Source organism: Corynebacterium sp. HMSC069E04, from assembly GCF_001813175.1.
GTDB classification, from domain to species: Bacteria; Actinomycetota; Actinomycetes; order Mycobacteriales; family Mycobacteriaceae; genus Corynebacterium; species Corynebacterium aurimucosum.
Map to the genome: position 1 here is coordinate 1 of NZ_KV811645.1, position 16,516 is coordinate 16,516.

General features: G+C 57.9%; 17 protein-coding genes and 1 pseudogene. 6 read left to right on the forward strand and 12 right to left on the reverse strand.

Annotated features, from left to right (window positions below; genetic code table 11):
• Nucleotides 1–25: 25 nt before the first annotated feature.
• Nucleotides 26–466 (forward strand): annotated as a pseudogene (locus HMPREF2896_RS03710) (MFS transporter); the annotation flags it as partial.
• Between the two features lie 80 nt (nt 467–546).
• Here HMPREF2896_RS03710 and HMPREF2896_RS03715 read toward each other — a convergent pair.
• From HMPREF2896_RS03715 to HMPREF2896_RS03735, 5 genes are all read right to left on the reverse strand, one after another.
• A complete protein-coding gene (locus tag HMPREF2896_RS03715; protein ID WP_070717844.1) occupies nt 547–1,680 on the reverse strand; it encodes a hypothetical protein in 1,134 nt (377 codons plus the stop codon).
• Between the two features lie 81 nt (nt 1,681–1,761).
• Nucleotides 1,762–2,337, reverse strand: a complete 576-nt coding sequence (locus tag HMPREF2896_RS03720) for a GNAT family N-acetyltransferase (RefSeq protein WP_070710724.1) — start codon at nt 2,335–2,337, stop codon at nt 1,762–1,764.
• Between the two features lie 71 nt (nt 2,338–2,408).
• Entirely contained in the window at nt 2,409–3,767 is a 1,359-nt protein-coding gene (locus tag HMPREF2896_RS03725; protein ID WP_070717847.1) for a PhoH family protein, read from the reverse strand.
• Nucleotides 3,768–4,101: 334 nt separating this feature from the next.
• Complete coding sequence (locus tag HMPREF2896_RS03730; protein ID WP_070717849.1) at nt 4,102–4,740, reverse strand: LGFP repeat-containing protein; 639 nt, start codon at nt 4,738–4,740, stop codon at nt 4,102–4,104.
• Nucleotides 4,741–4,866: 126 nt separating this feature from the next.
• Nucleotides 4,867–5,568 carry a LysR family transcriptional regulator substrate-binding protein gene (locus HMPREF2896_RS03735; RefSeq protein WP_070447047.1) on the reverse strand — a complete coding sequence of 234 codons (702 nt, stop codon included), beginning with the start codon at nt 5,566–5,568 and terminating at the stop codon, nt 4,867–4,869.
• 98 nt (nt 5,569–5,666) lie between these two features.
• Between HMPREF2896_RS03735 and HMPREF2896_RS03740 the strand changes: the two genes are divergently transcribed.
• Nucleotides 5,667–6,023, forward strand: a complete 357-nt coding sequence (locus tag HMPREF2896_RS03740; RefSeq protein WP_236659422.1) for a DUF5997 family protein — start codon at nt 5,667–5,669, stop codon at nt 6,021–6,023.
• Here HMPREF2896_RS03740 and glyA read toward each other — a convergent pair.
• A complete protein-coding gene (gene glyA, locus HMPREF2896_RS03745) occupies nt 6,020–7,321 on the reverse strand; it encodes a serine hydroxymethyltransferase (protein ID WP_010187360.1) in 1,302 nt (433 codons plus the stop codon). The two genes, HMPREF2896_RS03740 and glyA, sit on opposite strands and share 4 nt — an antisense overlap.
• A 196-nt stretch (nt 7,322–7,517) precedes the next feature.
• Here glyA and coaA point away from each other — a divergent pair, with 196 nt between their 5' ends.
• The gene (gene coaA / locus HMPREF2896_RS03750; protein ID WP_070447050.1) at nt 7,518–8,444 is read left to right on the forward strand and encodes a type I pantothenate kinase; all 927 of its coding nucleotides are present in this window, start codon (nt 7,518–7,520) and stop codon (nt 8,442–8,444) included.
• A gap of 15 nt (nt 8,445–8,459) precedes the next feature.
• Here coaA and HMPREF2896_RS03755 read toward each other — a convergent pair whose 3' ends face one another.
• Genes HMPREF2896_RS03755 through mca form a run of 3 tightly spaced genes read right to left on the reverse strand, consistent with a single transcriptional unit; the run spans nt 8,460 to nt 10,439 of the window.
• The gene (locus tag HMPREF2896_RS03755) at nt 8,460–9,230 is read right to left on the reverse strand and encodes an isoprenyl transferase (protein WP_070447051.1); all 771 of its coding nucleotides are present in this window, start codon (nt 9,228–9,230) and stop codon (nt 8,460–8,462) included.
• 21 nt (nt 9,231–9,251) lie between these two features.
• Nucleotides 9,252–9,545 (reverse strand): hypothetical protein, encoded by a 294-nt coding sequence (locus HMPREF2896_RS03760; protein WP_010187365.1) that lies wholly within the window; start codon nt 9,543–9,545, stop codon nt 9,252–9,254.
• 3 nt (nt 9,546–9,548) lie between these two features.
• Nucleotides 9,549–10,439: a mycothiol conjugate amidase Mca gene (gene mca / locus HMPREF2896_RS03765; protein WP_070717852.1), complete on the reverse strand. Its 891-nt coding sequence runs from the start codon at nt 10,437–10,439 to the stop codon at nt 9,549–9,551.
• Nucleotides 10,440–10,531: 92 nt separating this feature from the next.
• On the opposite strand from mca, the gene HMPREF2896_RS03770 reads away from it, so the two are divergent.
• The 3 genes from HMPREF2896_RS03770 (at nt 10,532) to HMPREF2896_RS03780 (ending at nt 11,969) form a co-directional block, all read left to right on the forward strand.
• Nucleotides 10,532–11,023 (forward strand): DUF4307 domain-containing protein, encoded by a 492-nt coding sequence (locus HMPREF2896_RS03770; RefSeq protein ID WP_070447054.1) that lies wholly within the window; start codon nt 10,532–10,534, stop codon nt 11,021–11,023.
• 117 nt (nt 11,024–11,140) lie between these two features.
• Nucleotides 11,141–11,662: a transcription elongation factor GreA gene (gene greA / locus HMPREF2896_RS03775; protein WP_010187368.1), complete on the forward strand. Its 522-nt coding sequence runs from the start codon at nt 11,141–11,143 to the stop codon at nt 11,660–11,662.
• A gap of 49 nt (nt 11,663–11,711) precedes the next feature.
• Nucleotides 11,712–11,969 carry a hypothetical protein gene (locus HMPREF2896_RS03780; RefSeq protein WP_070447056.1) on the forward strand — a complete coding sequence of 86 codons (258 nt, stop codon included), beginning with the start codon at nt 11,712–11,714 and terminating at the stop codon, nt 11,967–11,969.
• A 92-nt stretch (nt 11,970–12,061) separates the two neighbouring features.
• Here HMPREF2896_RS03780 and HMPREF2896_RS03785 read toward each other — a convergent pair whose 3' ends face one another.
• The 3 genes from HMPREF2896_RS03785 to HMPREF2896_RS03795 all read right to left on the reverse strand — a co-directional run bounded on the left by HMPREF2896_RS03785 (nt 12,062) and on the right by HMPREF2896_RS03795 (nt 16,218).
• Nucleotides 12,062–13,552: a hypothetical protein gene (locus tag HMPREF2896_RS03785; protein WP_070717856.1), complete on the reverse strand. Its 1,491-nt coding sequence runs from the start codon at nt 13,550–13,552 to the stop codon at nt 12,062–12,064.
• 353 nt (nt 13,553–13,905) lie between these two features.
• On the reverse strand, nt 13,906–14,577 hold the full coding sequence (locus HMPREF2896_RS13175; RefSeq protein WP_070717859.1) for a DUF3558 family protein: 672 nt from the start codon (nt 14,575–14,577) through the stop codon (nt 13,906–13,908).
• Nucleotides 14,578–15,417: 840 nt separating this feature from the next.
• On the reverse strand, nt 15,418–16,218 hold the full coding sequence (locus tag HMPREF2896_RS03795) for a Bax inhibitor-1/YccA family protein (RefSeq protein ID WP_070646298.1): 801 nt from the start codon (nt 16,216–16,218) through the stop codon (nt 15,418–15,420).
• Nucleotides 16,219–16,516 lie beyond the last annotated feature (298 nt).

Sequence of the window (16,516 nt, forward strand, 5' to 3'; positions counted from 1 at the left end):
GAGGTAGGAACTAAACCCAGGACGCTTCAGCATCGGACTTGGCTTTGTTATGCAAGTGCTCGTTCTCATCGTTCAGAACTCCTTCCCCGTGGCGCTGGTGGGCACCGCTACTGCGGCTAACAACTTCTTCCGCCAAATCGGCTCCGCCATGGGCGCTTCCCTCGTGGGCACGCTATTCATCCACAACATGAAGGACGAGTTAGCTGCCAATATGCCTGCTGCCATTGCTTCCATGGGCAAGGCCGGTGCACCGTTTGCGGAAAAGTTCAACGCCGAGGGCGGCGGTTCCTCCAACCTGACCCCATCGATGGTTGCACAGCTACCGGAGCCGATCCGCGATGTCGTCCTCAACGCTTATAACGATGGTCTAACCCCAGTCATCCTGCTCATGGTTCCGATGGCCATCATCGCTCTCCTGCTTATCCTGCCCGTGCGGGAGGAGCACCTCAAGGAGACCATCGATTAGAGCACTCCCCTAAGGACGCAACAACAAGAAATCCTCGCTACGAAGAATCACGTAGCGAGGGTTTTCTCGTATCAAAGTGCCTAGCGCAGGATTCCTAACTGGCGCGCTACCTGCGCAGCCACTCCGATGAGTGCCAGCAGGCCGGCAATGATGCCCACGATGGTCCCAACATCCGTGCCACCGGTGCTCGAGCTTCCGAGAAGAGACTTCTTGGTCACCTTCACGGTCTTGGTGACTTGGTTGTTTGACAGCTGGGGCTGACCATTACGCAACACATGAGTGTTGAAGGTGATGGTCGCAGTGCCCTCGGACTTGGCCGTGTAGGTTCCGTCCTCGTTGACTTCCAAGACCTCCGGATCGCTGCTGCTTGGCGACGCCACCGGAACCCCCAGCTTTGCTCCCCGGAAGCCGTCGATGCTCAATCCCAGGCTTCCTTGGTTTCCGACGGAAGTGCCACCCGTAGTCATGAGCTCGGCTTTGCCGACTGTACTTTCCGGCACGGCAATAGGGAATGCGTGGCAGCCGGAAATACGCGCGGGTTGACCGGGCATATCGCGGTTGGAGAAGAAACCAGCAGTCACCTCCCCAACCTGCGCCTGAGCGAATGTTACGTGGGTGGGATCGATAATCGAGTAGAGGTGCCCAGTGCGATCATTGAACTGGCCATGTGAGCGAATGAGCATATCCCACTCGCTTGCCCCCTGGTACTTATCGGTCGACCACGATGCGATCGCGTCCGACATCCCTTTAGTGGTCAGGTTTTCACCGGCCCAGAGGTTGCTAATGACTCCGAAGGGAGGAACCCCTGGCAGTCTCTCATGGTTGAAGTCAAGGTTCTCCTCGGCAGCGCGCTGCAAAACCGCGTGCTCGAGACCGCGATCCCAGGAGATGGAATTCACATAGGCATCGCGGGTGCGGAAACCTGCGGCGCTAGCAGCCTGGCGCAGCGTTCCGCCGTTGAAGGGAAGGTTATCGTCCCAAGCCTTGCCGCGTAGCTGCCGAACCTGGCGGGTAACCAGGTCAATATCGGACTGCATCACGGGCTCAGCAAAGACATAAGCCAAAGCACCATTGGGGTGGTTAACGTCGAGCTCCGCCACAGGGACGGAGCCGGCAGATGGAAACTCAGCAGCCGTGGCAACGGGCGCTGCGAAAGCACCGGTCGACACGGCTACGGCGGTAGAAAGGGCAAGCACAGAGGTGCGGAAAGACATGATTCGCCTTCGATAGAGAGTGGTTGAGAACAGGTTCTATTCTATCCCCACTCCTGCCCTGATATTAGAAAAGTGAGATAATTACTTTCTCTTCTGGTTGGCTTCTGCCTTCTTTTCCTCCGGCTTCGGAAGGAGCAGCTCATAAACATCGGTATCGCGCCACTGGCCGGCAAGCTCACCATAAGTCATCTTTGCCATGTGGGAGTAGGTACCCACCTTGACGAAGCCACGGGATTTGTGGAGACCAGCGGAGCCTTCGTTCTCCGGGAAAATCCACGAATGGATGGCCCACTTGTGCAAGTCGCGGCAGACCTCAATGAGCTGATCCAGCAAGGCGCCACCGATACCCCTGCCCTGGGCTTCCTTACTCAGGTAGATGGAATCCTCCACCACGCCGTGGAACACGGTACGGGTGGACGCCTGCGCAGCGCAGACCCAACCGAGAACCTTCGAGTCATCGTCTTCCTCAACAGCGACGAAGACGGACGACATGATCTTGACGTTCTTAAATTCTTCGAAGGTCAACGAGCGGGTCTCATAAGTAGCGTGACCGGTGTTCAGGCCCTGCTCATAGATTTCCCGCATCTGCGGGTAGTCCGCAGCGTTGAAGGGCCGGATGCGGAAATCCTTCTTCTTGTTTTTTGCGTTGTCGCTCATGAAACAATTATTACTGAGCACACTGCGTTAATGCCAAGCTGAGAGCAGGCAGATCGCCATTCGCGAACGCGTTAATTCTCACCCTCCAACAAATCGGTGACGAGCTCCGCAATGGCAGAGCGCTCAGAGCGCTGCAGGGTCACATGCGCAAAAAGCTCATGCCCCTTGAGTTTCTCAATGACCGCCTGCACACCATCGTGGCGGCCAACACGCAAGTTATCGCGCTGGGCAACGTCATGTGTGAGCACCACACGGGAGCCGCGGCCCAGTCGCGAAAGGACTGTGAGCAGCACATTGCGCTCTAGTGACTGGGCCTCGTCGACGATAACGAAGGAATCATGCAGGCTGCGGCCACGGATGTGGGTCAGCGGGAGAACTTCCAAGAGGCCGCGGTCTAGGACTTCCTCCATAACGTTTTCGGAAACCAAGCCCTCCAAGGTGTCATAGACTGCTTGGGCCCAGGGGTTCATCTTTTCGCTCTCCGAGCCCGGCAGGTACCCCAAGGACTGTCCGCCCACCGCATACATCGGGCGGAATACCACGATGCGGCGGTGCTCACCGCGCTCCAGAACTGCCTCCAAGCCAGCACATAATGCCAGCGCGGACTTACCCGTGCCCGCTCGGCCGCCGATGGACATGATGCCCACGGAAGGATCTACTAAGAGGTCCAGTGCAACGCGCTGCTCGGCGGAACGGCCTTGCAGACCGAATACATTGCTATCCCCACGCACCAAGCGAACAGTGCCCTCAGCCGTCATGCGTCCCAGTGCTGATTGCCCGCCTGCCTGCAGAGTCACGCCACAGTGCACCGGCAGGTCTTCGACGCGGGTGCCGGCGGTGGTCACGGAGCCGTCGATAAGCACCTCGCCTTCCCCGTAGAGCTCATCGATGACCTCGGCGCTGGTGGGCACGATGGCCATGCCGGTGTAGCCGGTGAGCACGACATCCTGCGCATGGTACTCATCGGCCTGCAGGCCCACAGCGCCGGCCTTGACGCGCAGCGGGACATCCTTGGTTACCAGAACGGTGTCCTTGCCTTCGTGCTGCAAGTTCAGCGCACACGCGAGAATTCGGTGATCCCCTTCCGGCCCGCGGAAGGCCGCCGGCAGCAAGGATTGATCCTGGTGGTTAAGCTCCACGCGCAGCGTTCCGCCTGCGGCATTGACGGGCAGCGGCTGATCCAGAGCTTCGTAAGTGGCGCGGAGGTCCTCCAAAAAGCGAAGAGCTTGGCGGGCGAACCAGCCAAGCTCCGGGTGATGACGTTTTCCTTCCAACTCAGAGATAACGACGATGGGCAGAACCACATCGTGCTCTGCGAATTTACGCAACGCCCAGGGGTCGGAGAGAAGGACGGAGGTATCGATGACATAGGTCTTGGTTGCCACAGCGGCCTCGTGCGGCTGCTCGGTCAGGACGGAAGGATTGGTCATAGCGGCAGGGTTCTCCCTTTTTATGCCCGTCCCAACTCATCGACCTGGGAGGGCATGGTGAAGCTGGTGATTGTCGAACTGCCCGGAAACTGCACTTAACCTCCGGACACCGTCCACGCTAGAGAGCGAAGGTTGAAATTACATGGGTGCAAGATGAACAGTTTTTAAACGGCATTCACCGCAGTCACACCATTCCCACAAGTTGGGAGTAGTTTATTCTTTCGCGAAGCCGTGACCATGGAAAACAGCGACAGGCTCCGCACCGATCTATCAGTGCGGAGCCTGTCTTAGAAGCTCAACGGGCGGTTAATCCCGCTACATGCGAGCTAAGCCTTTAGTTGATCGTGGCCTCGTACTCGCCGGACTCACCCTGCAGCCAAGAGATAGTGCCGTTGGTGAACTCCTGTACCCAACCGTTGCCCTCGGCCTGCTCCGGGGCAGTCGGCAGGCCTACCTTGCTCTCAAGGCCGCCTTCCTCGGTCCAGGTCTCGGCGATCTTGCCAATGATCGGCTGGGTGCCTTCGCCCTCAGCGAATGCCAGCAGCTTGTCCTTGGCAAAAGTTGCAACGCTGCCCTTGTCGGTGGTCTCGATGGACTCCGGGTCGCCCCACTCAGCAGCCTTCTCCTTGATAGCCTGAGCGAAGTCGGCCGGGACCTCTACATCACCGTTGGCGGTGGATACGCTCTTCTTGTCGCCCTCAGCGCCGCCCTCCGAGTCGGCAGAATCTGCTTCAGAAGAGTCAGCATCCTCTGCACCCTCAGCATCAGAAGGATCGGCGGACTCGGAGTCCTTCATGGAATCCTTGGCGTCCTGAGCAGCAGAGCCGGCAGCACCGGTAGCGTCGGACGCGGCGGACTGTGCGGCGTCGCCAGCATCCTTAGCGGCATCCTCAGCATCCGAGCAAGCAACGACACCCAGGGACAGGGTGGCGGCGGCGATACCAGCCGCGAAACGACGAGTCATCTTCTTCATTCTTAAACCTTTCTCTTCTAGTTGAGCACTGTTCTAAGTACTTTTGTTGAGAACGAAGCCCACCGTAGGCCTAGCCAACACGTCTTGCCACCATCGAACCTGTGATTTGACAACAAAGAGACTTATTTATCGGCGTTTCCGCTGTTGAGAACCCCTATATCTTTTCGATAACGGTTTGGAAATCGAGCCCTTGTGAGACTTTCCTTGGGCCTTTCTGCGTTCTTGCTTAGCCTTTGCTTTGTCGCGGGCGCTGCGCTTCTCAGCTGTGTTGCGGGAGGAATTCCGCGTCCTTCCCTTTGCCACCCCGACGAAATCCTGAATCTCGTCACCATCATCAGCCCGGCGCCACACCAAAGCGATTTCTGTGCGCGCAACGGAAGGGTCCTCTAGCCCAAGTGCGACTACCTGCTTCTTGCTCAGCACCTTCAGCAGTGGTCGAGGCGCGATGGCCACGCCCACGTTGGCTGCCACGACCTGGAGGGCGGTGCGCAAGGCTGGAACGTCGACACTGCCGTCCCGCGCAATCCGGTAGTTCACAATCTCTTCGGCAACATCCGCTGGCGCAATGTCCTCCCCTACCTCCGCATAGACCGAGTCTTTCGGCACCGCAATACCAGGCGCCTCCTCATAAAGACGAACCACATGGAAGCTGTCATCAACCCGCGAATCTGGCAGGCGGGTGAGTGCGAGGTCTGCCTCATGCGCGAGAAGAACCGCCAGCGCATCATCGGCGTCGACGGTCACCAGGGACTCGGGGGAATGCGAGTCACGGTAGCGGCGAAACCACTTACCGGGTTCTGTACCAGTGGAAAAGACAAGGCGGAGCATGCACCTCATACTACGGTGCTGCTAGCGTGGTGAGCGTGACTGATACCCCGAATAAGGAAACCCCCAACAACGAAACCCAGCAGCCTTCCGGTACCGCCATGCGCGCACAAACCGCAGCCAAGAAGCTGGGCATCTACCTGCCGGCCACCCCGGAGGAGTTTCAAGCCAACGCAGTAACCCACGCGCAACTGCGCGACTTGCAGGAGAATCCGCCGGAATGGCTGGCTAACCTGCGTCGAGAAGGCCCCCACCCGCGCCCAGTGGTGGCACAAAAGCTGGGAATCTCCGTGACCGCGCTGAAGAAGAACGAGATGGACCGTCCTCTCACCACCGCGGAAATTAAAGAACTCCTCAGCGCGATGCCCGAGTGGCTCGAAGCCGCTCGGAAAGCTCACGCTGAGGAGCGCTCGAATGAGCTCTCCCAAGAAGAGCCAGGAGAGCGCGGGAAAGCTTAGACCAGCTTCCAATCCTCAAGACCGTCGTAGAGCGGGAAGTCTGCGGCGACCTTCTCCACGCGAGCGCGCAGCTTGGCGACGTCCGCGTTCTTACCGTTTGCTAGTGCAGTACCGATGACATCGGCCACCTCGGTGAAGGCCGCCGCGTCGAGGCCGCGGGTAGCCAAGGCCGGGGTACCGATGCGCAGACCAGAGGTAACCATCGGCGGGCGCGGATCATTCGGAACCGCATTGCGGTTCACGGTGATGCCGACCTCGTGGAGAAGGTCCTCCGCCTGCTGGCCATCGAGCTCGGAGTTACGCAGGTCCGCCAGCACGAGGTGCACGTCGGTACCACCGGTGAGGACGTCGACACCTGCCTTGGTGCAATCCTCAGCGGTCAGGCGCTCAGCCAAAATGCGAGCACCTTCCAGGGTGCGCTCCTGACGCTCCTTAAATTCCTCGGTGGCCGCAATCTTGAGGGCGATAGCCTTTGCCGCGATGACGTGCATGAGCGGTCCGCCCTGCTGGCCCGGGAAGACGTTGGAGTTGATCTTCTTGGCAAAGTCCTGCTTGGCCAAGATGAGGCCAGAGCGCGGGCCACCAAGCGTCTTGTGCACGGTGGAGGACACAACATCGGAGTGCGGCACCGGGGAGGGGTGCAGACCGGCGGCCACGAGGCCCGCGAAGTGCGCCATATCCGTCCACAGGTACGCGCCGACCTCATCGGCGATGGAGCGAAAAGCCTCGAAGTCGATGGTGCGCGGGTAGGCGGACCAACCAGCAATAATCACCTGCGGCTTTTCTGCCAGAGCTTGTTCGCGCACCTTATCCATGTCGAGGCGCATGGTCTCCGGGTCAACCTCGTACGCGGCAACGTCGTAAAGCTTGCCGGAGAAATTCAGCTTCATACCGTGGGTCAGGTGACCGCCATGCGCCAAGGATAGGCCCATGATCTTGTCACCTGGCTGGATCAGCGAAGCCAGCACAGCAGCGTTGGCCTGGGCACCGGAGTGCGGCTGGACGTTGGCAAAATCAGCGCCAAACAGCGCCTTGGCGCGATCGCGAGCCAGATCCTCCACGACGTCGACGTGCTCGCAGCCGCCGTAGTAGCGGCGTCCCGGGTAGCCCTCTGCGTACTTGTTGGTGAGAACAGAACCCTGTGCCTGTAGAACCGCGCGGGGGACGAAGTTCTCCGAGGCAATCATCTCGAGGGTATCGCGCTGACGAGCAATCTCACCGGAGATAGCATCGAAGACCTCGGGGTCAAGATCGCGCATCTCCTGGTAGCGCACGTCTGAATTGTTCGTAGTCGTCATGAAAGCGTGGTGTCCCTTCCTAAAGATGGTCAAGATCGCCGGCAGTGCCCGCTCGCAGCACAACACCACCGGCTTGAGAAATCGCCGAAGCTAGTTCTACATCCTAACGCCCGCATCCCCCGCGCGGGGGCCTCTAGGAATCTTTTCATTCGGGGCAATTGCACTAGGCGCCCGATGCAGTGCGACAATAGTCGGCATGGCGCGAATGACCGATGCGAGCCCGTACCTCGATTTTGACCGTGATACGTGGCGTGCCCTACGTAAATCCATGCCACAGGTGCTCACGGCAAACGAGGTGGAAAAACTCCGCGGCATTGGTGACCGCATCGACCTCACCGAGGTAGCAGAGGTGTACCTCCCCCTTTCGCGTCTCATTCACATGCAGGTGGAGGCCCGCCAAAAGCTCACCGCAGCCACGGAGGCCTTCTTGGGTAACCCACCGACGCACGTGCCCTTCGTCATCGGCGTCGCTGGTTCCGTTGCCGTGGGCAAGTCCACGACAGCACGCCTGCTCCAAGTGCTCCTTGAACGCTGGGATTCCCACCCGAAGGTCGACTTGGTGACCACGGACGGCTTCCTCTACCCCACCGCCTACCTTAAAGAACACGGGCTAATGCAGCGCAAGGGCTACCCGGAGTCCTATGACCGCCGCGCACTGATGCGTTTTGTTACCGACGTTAAATCGGGCAAACCCCTAGTCACGGCCCCGCTCTACTCGCACGTGTCCTATGACATCGTCCCCGGGGAATTTCAGGAGGTTCGCCAGCCGGACATCCTCATCTTGGAGGGCCTCAACGTCCTACAAACCGGTCCGACCCTCATGGTCTCCGACCTGTTCGACTTCTCTGTTTATGTGGACGCCCGAGTCGACGACATTGAAAAGTGGTACATTGACCGCTTCCTCAAGCTCCGGCACACCGCTTTCCGCGAGCCGGGTGCGCACTTCGCCTCCTTCGCGGACATGACGGATGAGGAAGCCTACGTGCAGGCCCGAGAAATCTGGCAGTCCATCAACCTGCCCAACCTTATTGAAAATATTTTGCCCACCCGAGTGCGTGCTTCCTTGGTTCTACGCAAGGGCTCACACCATTTGGTGGAGCAAGTGCGGATGCGCAAGCTCTAGGCGGGCATTATCGGGCTAGCGCCCAAAGCGGCGTGAGCGCTGCGAATAATCGCGCAAAGCGCGCAAGAAATCTACCCGGCGGAATGCGGGCCAATACGTATCCGTAAACCAAATCTCTGAATAAGCAGCCTGCCACAGAAGAAAGCCGGAAAGACGCTGTTCACCGGAGGTGCGGATCACGAGATCTGGGTCCGGCAAACCTTTGGTGTAGAGGTTGCCCGTGATGGCCTCTGCCGTCACGTTCTCCGCAATCTCCTCAGCGCTCAATCCCTTTTCGGCTTCGCTACGAATGAGACTCTGCACGGCATCAACGATTTCTTGACGCCCGCCGTAGCCCACCGCGATGTTAACGATGACGCCCTGGTGATCTTCTGTGGCTTCAGCAGCGCACTGCATTTTGGCGGTAACCTGTTCAGGAAGCAGATCTAGGTGTCCCACGAGACGGATTTGGCAATCCAAATCGCCCTGGGAAAGGTGCGTGACAACATCAGAAATGATGTCAAAAAGCAGCTGCACTTCCTGCTCGCTGCGCTTCAAATTTTCCGTCGACAACAGGTAAATAGTGACGACCTCAATGTCAGTGCCTTGGCACCAAGAGATCATCTCACTAATTTTCCGCGCTCCCTGGCGGTGACCGTGGCTAATATCCGTAAAGCCCGCCTCGCGCGCCCAGCGGCGATTGCCATCCGCCATGATTGCCACGTGGCGTGGCTGCGGTTTGTTCTTAATCTCACGCGTTAGACGCGCCTCATACAGGGGATATAGGAGCTGGCTTAGGAACTTCACGGTGGGGAAACGTCCTCTGCGTTAAAAGATGGACTTCTTACTGTTATCGAGGATGCCGGCTTCCTTCATAGCCGCATCGACCGCCTCATCATCGAAAGGATCAATGCCGTGATCCTGCGCGAACATGGTACGGCGGCGGAAACGCGAGTAGCGGCGGTGAAAATTCCAGCCTGCGAAGAGGACGGCAACGCCCATCAGGGCAAGGATGAGCAAACCGATGGGCGAGGCCTTACCGAACTCTGGTCCTACCGGCCCGCTTTGGCTCCCCTGGGCGAGCAGGGCGACGTCATGCGCCGCGAAGTACAAAGCGTTCATGTTTTAAGCCTCCCCTACTTCCGGGATTCCCGCAAATAAATCATCCTCCGGCAGCGCCGTCGAAACGCGGGTCTTAGCCAGCTCAAATTCCTCCGTAGGCCAGTGCTCCTGCTGCACGGACACCGGAGTCGCAAGAAAGGCACCGGCCGGATCAATTTGGGTGGCGTGTGCGCGGAGAGCGTCCTCCCGATTTTGGAAGTAGTCCGCGCACTCTACCTGCGTGGTCACTCGCGCCATGATGTCACCGAAAGCGGTATCCCACCGCGCAAGCATCGGCTCATAAGGGCTCACCTTTCCTTCCTTCACAAGGAGGTCGTGGAAAATCTTCATCCTTTGATACACAAAGCCGTGCGTGTAGTAGAGCTTCAGCGGCTCCCACGGCTCCCCCAATTCTGGGTGGTACGCGGAATCGCCCGCCTTGTCCCACGCCAACATAGACGCTCGGTAGACCATGAGATGATCCGGGTGTGGGTAGCCGCCATTTTCGTCATAGGTAATGATGACGTGGGGGCGGAACTCACGGATAATCTCCACCAGCTCTTGGGCTACCTCATCATCTTCCTTGAGAGCAAAGCAGCCCTCGGGGAGCAGGTCCTTAATATTAGGCGCAAGCGGGTTGCCGGGAAGGCCCGAATCCACGTGCCCAAGCCAGCGGTGTTGCACGCCCAAAGCAGCGGCCGCTTCCGCCATTTCCTCTCGACGAATACTGCCCATATTCTCAAGGACACCAGGGCGGTCCATGGCCGGGTTGATAATATCCCCACGCTCACCACCGGTACAGGTGACGACGAGGACCTCCGCCCCTTCCGCAGCATATTTCGCGGTTGTCGCCGCACCCTTCGAGGATTCGTCGTCAGGGTGCGCGTGAATAGCCAAAAGGCGCTTTGTACTCACTGGGTGCTACATCTCCCTAGATTGCTTCTTTAAACAGACGCCCAGTCTAATGGATAGTAACTTCGCGGCGACCGTTGGATAGAATCAGACTCATGTCTGACGCCCAACCCGCTTCTCGCTCCGCACGTTCACAGTCTCGATACGGTTCCAAGACACGCACCCCGCGTACAGGAGGTTCCTGGACCAATCGGGCACTGGTGCTGGTGTTTTTGGCCATGTTTGTCGCGGCCATCGTCTTTGGCGTTCAGTACTTCCGCAGCCAGCAGAAGGTCAACGCAGATATATCCTATGTCACACACGAGATCCTCTCCGATGACTCCATGCGCATTTGGGTAGACATCACACGCAACCGCGTTGAAGAACCTGCTTATTGCATCGTGCAGGCTTTTGACTACTCCAAAGCCGAGGTCGGCCGCCGCGAAATTGCCGTGCCGGCCGGCGGCGAGTCTGCCCAGCGCGTCGCAGTGGACATCCCCACCAACCACCCGGCTGTCGCCGGTGGCGTCTACGGTTGTTCTGGAAATATTCCTTCTTATCTCGATACCAGCGCAATGGATACAGCGGGTGAGGCAACCGACAACTAAAAGCCCAGCTGTGCTAGTATGTTGAGCGTTCTGAATGGGCTGCGCCACCTGCACTTTTGCGCCCGTTCTTTGAGAAATAAAAGTGTTCATTAGAAACCGTATACGGAAGGTTGCACTATGGCTGAGCAGCAGAAGCAATACATCACCCCGGAAACCAAGGCCAAGCTCGAGGCCGAGCTGCAGGCCCTGATTGACCACCGCCCGGTCGTCGCCGCGGAAATTAATGAGCGCCGCGAGGAGGGTGACCTTAAGGAGAACGCGGGTTACGACGCCGCACGCGAGATGCAGGACCAGGAAGAGGCCCGCATCAAGCAGATCTCCGAGGTTCTGGCTAACTCCACCACCGAGCGCACCGCCGTCCAGGAGGGCGTTGCCCACATCGGTTCGGTGGTCCACGTTTACTACAACGGTGACGAAGAGGACCGCGAGACCTTCCTCATTGGTACCCGCGCTGCTGCTTCCGACAACAAGGACTTGGAGACCTACTCTGAGCAGTCCCCGCTGGGCGCTGCCCTTCTGGGTGCTGCCGAGGGCGAGACCCGCGAGTACACCGCGCCGAATGGCAAGACCTTGTCGGTGACCGTGGTCTCCGCTGCACCTTATGATTCCGCAAAGGCCGCAACTCCGCGCAAGTCCTAATTTATACTGCTCTTAGGTCACCGTTTTTCTGAGAAAGAGTTTTATCCCCATGAAGAAGTTCACTCGTTTCGCTGCTGCTGGTCTGGTTGTCTCTGCTGGTCTTACCCTTGCTGCTTGCCACCCGCCGAGCGAGCAGGATTCCACTGAAAAGGTCGACACCGGTGCTACCTTCACCGGTGAGGCCCCGGGAGCCGGCGCAGCCGAATCCTCCGAGTCTGCAGATGCCACCGACGTCGTTGGCACCGAAGCTGCCACCGAGACCGCGGTAGCTCCGGCTGAATACACCACTGCCCCGGTTCAGCAGTAAGCTCAACGGCATCTTAAAGCGAGAGCGGCGCCCCGAATAATCCGGCGCCGCTTTTAGCGTTTTGAGGGCACTCCCCCTCCACCGCCTTGCACCTAGTTTTCTTCGCGGGCCCAATCCCCAATAACCCCTGGCAGCACCGCAGGGGCTTCGCCTAATAGGTCGCGGCGGTTGGGATCGCGCTCTACCTGCGTGGTAACGGATTTGATTCGCCGTTCACCATCGCCGCCACGTGCCATCCCACCCATCAACGGCATCATGCGCATCCCCGCACCACGGGCATTGCCAACACCCGGCTTCGCACCGTGCGCTCCGCCGGCAGCACCCACGACACCACCGGCGTTGCCGACGGCACCAGGACCGGCCACGCTGCCCATGCCACCCACACCAACGGCACCACTGCCTGCATTACCGCCCAGGAGGCCATTGCCGCTTAGCGACGCCCGCCCCTCCCGCTGCTGACCAGCCCCTGTTACGGCCCCGGGAAGTCCACCGAGTACCGGATGCGTTCCGGTCTGCGGCCCGCCGAAGGAGGAATTCAAGCCGCCCAAGCCCGCCGCGGAAGTGGTTGGATTCGCTGATGCCTCCGGCAAACGACCATTGAGTCCCGCAATTCCTCCGGGAAGCTGGTTGCCACGTCCATCAGCGAGACCGACCGATCCCAACCCATTGAGACCACTCGCCGCATAAGGCGCACCGCCCGGAGCAGTCGTGGCTCCTGTCATCGTGCCGTGAACTGGGTTAAGAGACCCGATTCCCGCACTAGCGGCCGACGTGTTTACCTCGGCTGCATTGATGGGTGCCAGCGCTTCACCAAAGCCTAGGTCGTTGAGGATACTGCGCCCACGGTTATGTAAATCACCATGAAGCTTCGCGATATCCTCAGCGCCCATCCCGACGCTTTCAAGCCCTTGGATCTGACCATTGGCAACATTGAAAGACCCAGGCCCCACAGCACCACTCTCGATTGCTTCAGCAATCTTTTGGGGCCAGGCAACCCCATCTGTGTTGTACTGGTTTCCGTCGCCCGCGACGGCTCCAAAATGAGTGCTGGTGTCCCCACCGCCGCTGGGTGGTGCCGCATCCATGAGTGCATGCTGATACGGCATAGCCGAAATCACTTGCTGCTGCAGAACACCCTGCATATAGGTCAATGCTGCTTTTTCAGCAGCTGCGCGTGCAACAGGATCTGGAATTGCGGCCACCTCGAATGCCAGGGCAATGGCTTCGGGCTGTACGTTTATGAGCTGCGCTTGGAAGCCAAATAGCTTCTGCTGCATGACATTTGCGTTGGCGATGAAGTGCGTTCCTGCCTGTGCGACCTCACGAATTTTTTGTGCCGCTCGTGTAGTAGCTTCGCTGTCATTCTCCGATTCTAAGGACGCGGCTGAGCGCTCAAGCCCAGCGACGATATCAGCGACTTCCCCACTCAGCGCTCCCCACCGCGCATTCGCTTCGGACACATCCCAGAAGCGAGTGCTGAACAGATTCGATGCCAGGCCCATAATGGACGCGCCGGTGTCCACGATCGGAACAGTAAACCCAAACGGACTATAGCCCGGATCCGGTTGCGAGACTATCGGCATCGACGCTGCCCCGCCTCCCCCGCCAGCATCAGCGACATCCAGCCCCCGGCTGGTAAGTATGTCTTGTGATTCGAAGCTTGCTAGCTCTGTTTGAAGAGCTTCCCCGAGCCAAGAAACCTGCCCCCTAAATCCTTCCAAAGAATTCCGCGCGGACCCAGGGTCCGTTGCCAGCACACGCTGGTGGATTGCACCAACTTCACTTAGGCCGATCACCGTGGAGAAGCCTCCATCGAGTGGGCTATTCGCCTTTTGCGTGGCCAAAGCTAGATTTTGACCCAGATTGTTAATTGCGTCGACTTGTTGATTTAAATCTTCTTGATTAATAATCATTGCTTCCCCCGAGCGCCATCAAACTAGATAACGGCGCTTGCTAACCTTTCAACGTTTTTACAGTTATCTTCTATCGAAATAGCGTCGGACAAGTTGGTCCAAGAGATTGAGAGCGTCCCCTGTACAGTCCCCACATACCCGGTACAGGTCGCGTTCGTTATAAACGATTCCTCGACAAGGTAGATTGATTTGGCGTCCTCTCCGGTCGCCTCCACCCCATCGGGGAACGTAGAGCGAACCTCAGAGAGAGTGAAATCCCTTGATGCAATAGTCACGCTAGCTTTACTTCCATCCCGTTCCTGCGCCTCAAACTGACAAGACCGATATCCAGTTTCGCGCTTAACCGAACCAGTAGACACTAAGCCCGAGTCTTCAAACACCGCTAGAGTCTCCGTGGTACATGGATCAAACACTTGGAATCCCGGCACCGTACGATCAAATTCACCGAGAGGCGGCAGCACCCCCTCTCCCGCACGAGGTTCGTCGCTTGAAGCCTGCGACTCCCGCAACCTCGTGGCGGTGGCATCAGCGACCCCCGAGTCCCCTGAGCCACCGCCGGTGTTATCGCCAGGAACATTGTGAAAGTCCCCCGGATTATCACCATGGTCGCGAGCACCTAGACCTAGCGGAGATGCACAGTTTGACAGCACCCCGATACAAACTGCCACCAGCACTAGGCCCCCGATTCGCTTCATGGTTTCCTTTCAACCAATTTTCCTGACCATTAGAAGCCCCTCGCTGAAGCTGAAAGCTTCGAGCGGCTTCTGCGACCAGAATGCATGAGAACTATCAAGATGTCGCGCCAGAGCCAAAAAAGATTCATGCAATATTTCCCGACAGAACACCCATTCGACGACATTAATAGAACTTTTATAAATAATCGCTGGTCGTAGCCTGTAAGAAATTTGGACGCCAGCAGTGATCTACATGTGACCGAGCTGCCGATTATAACCAAGTGGGGGTCCCCTAATTACAACACTGTTAACTTTCGGGTGTCGTTTTTCCAATAGGAAAGCAGGAAGCCAGCCACCTCAGATGATCCCCCTAGACAACACCTCAAGCTCCGCTTAAAAGCCCAGCTAGTTCCATCAACACGCAAGGAAATGGCAATGGCACAACCACGCGACACTGCGGTTTAGTAACAGTCACACCATTGCCAGCAGACGAGCGGCAACCCACATAACCCCTGATTGACTTCTCTCAAGCTTCGATAAATCGAACATTTCGCCCATAGCCACCAGGAGAACCTTTGGCTTCACAAGCATAACTACGTGGATGGCCATCCACGTAGCGCGGGGAAAATGACTAACGCACCGAGCGGAATCAATACACAATCACACACGGAACTTTAGGAACATTCGTGCTAACAGCTGGCCAGCTTCGACGGTTTTAGCACTGAGGCGAAAGAAAGAACGCTCCGCCTATAGCCGGCGCTGTGCCCAATAGAAGGTTCGCGGCTCAGAAAAGAAACCGGTGGCCGGAACCACAAAGATTGTGGTTCCGGCCACCGGTTCGCAATAGCGTTATGAGACTGATTAGTCCCTAAAGTAGCTCAGCAGACGGAGAATCTCGGTGTAGAGCCAGACCAAGGTCACAGCCAGACCAAGAGCGATACCCCAGGCGTACTGAGCCGGAGCGCCCTGACGGATAAGGCGATCAGCTTGGTCAAAGTCCGTCATGAAGGACAGCGAAGCCAAGACGATGCAGACAAGGGAGAAGATGATGGCGAGCATGCCGCCATCACGCAACGGGTTGAAGCCGAAGAAAATAGCACCCAACATGTTACCCAGCGCCAACACTGCCACACCGGCAATAAGGCCGAACATGATCTTGTTGAACTTCGGGGTGACCTTGACCGCACCGGTCTTGTAGACCATCAGCATGCCGATGAATACACCTACAGTGCCCATGATGGCCTGCCCGATAAGCGCCATACCATCGGAGTTACCGAAGGATACGCCGGCGAACATGAGCGAGAAGCCGCCCACGAAAAGGCCCTCAAACACGGCGTAAATCAACGTCGCCGCAGCGGAACCAAACTTCTTGCCAAACGTTGAGACGAGAACAGTAATGAAACCGCCCAGCGCACCAACCAGGGTAAGAATCATCGCAATGCCCGGGTTAATCAACTCACCAATGGCGAAGTTAAGTACGGCCATAACGATGATGACGCCAAGAGTAATACCAGTCTTGGTCACGACATCATCAACCGTCAGCGGACGATCGGCGCTACGGTTTCCTTGGTTAAACGGATTGTCGCTCTGACCGTAGGGGTTAACCTGGGTCTGGCTTTGGCTGGACGAGAGGGAACTCATGACGGGGTTGCTAGAACGCACGCGAATCCCGATTCCTTTCACAGTCGTTCTCTAAAAAGCGGCCATTCGGGGCCGCCTTGTCTTTCACTTCACTAGGATCAACGCTCCCCATTGCTAGGAAGTTCCCAAAATCCCAAAATTCGCAAAATTATCCATGCTTAACAGGGAATCGTCGACAAGCACTGCTCTTCCCCGCAACAACTGTTCTGATTAGATAGAGAGTTTTTTGGGTTTTCAACCTCCACCCCTTGATTGGACCATCGTTTCCGCTGGTCATGGTGCCCCCAGTGGTGTCTGGTTCGGAGACATCGTTCCGCAT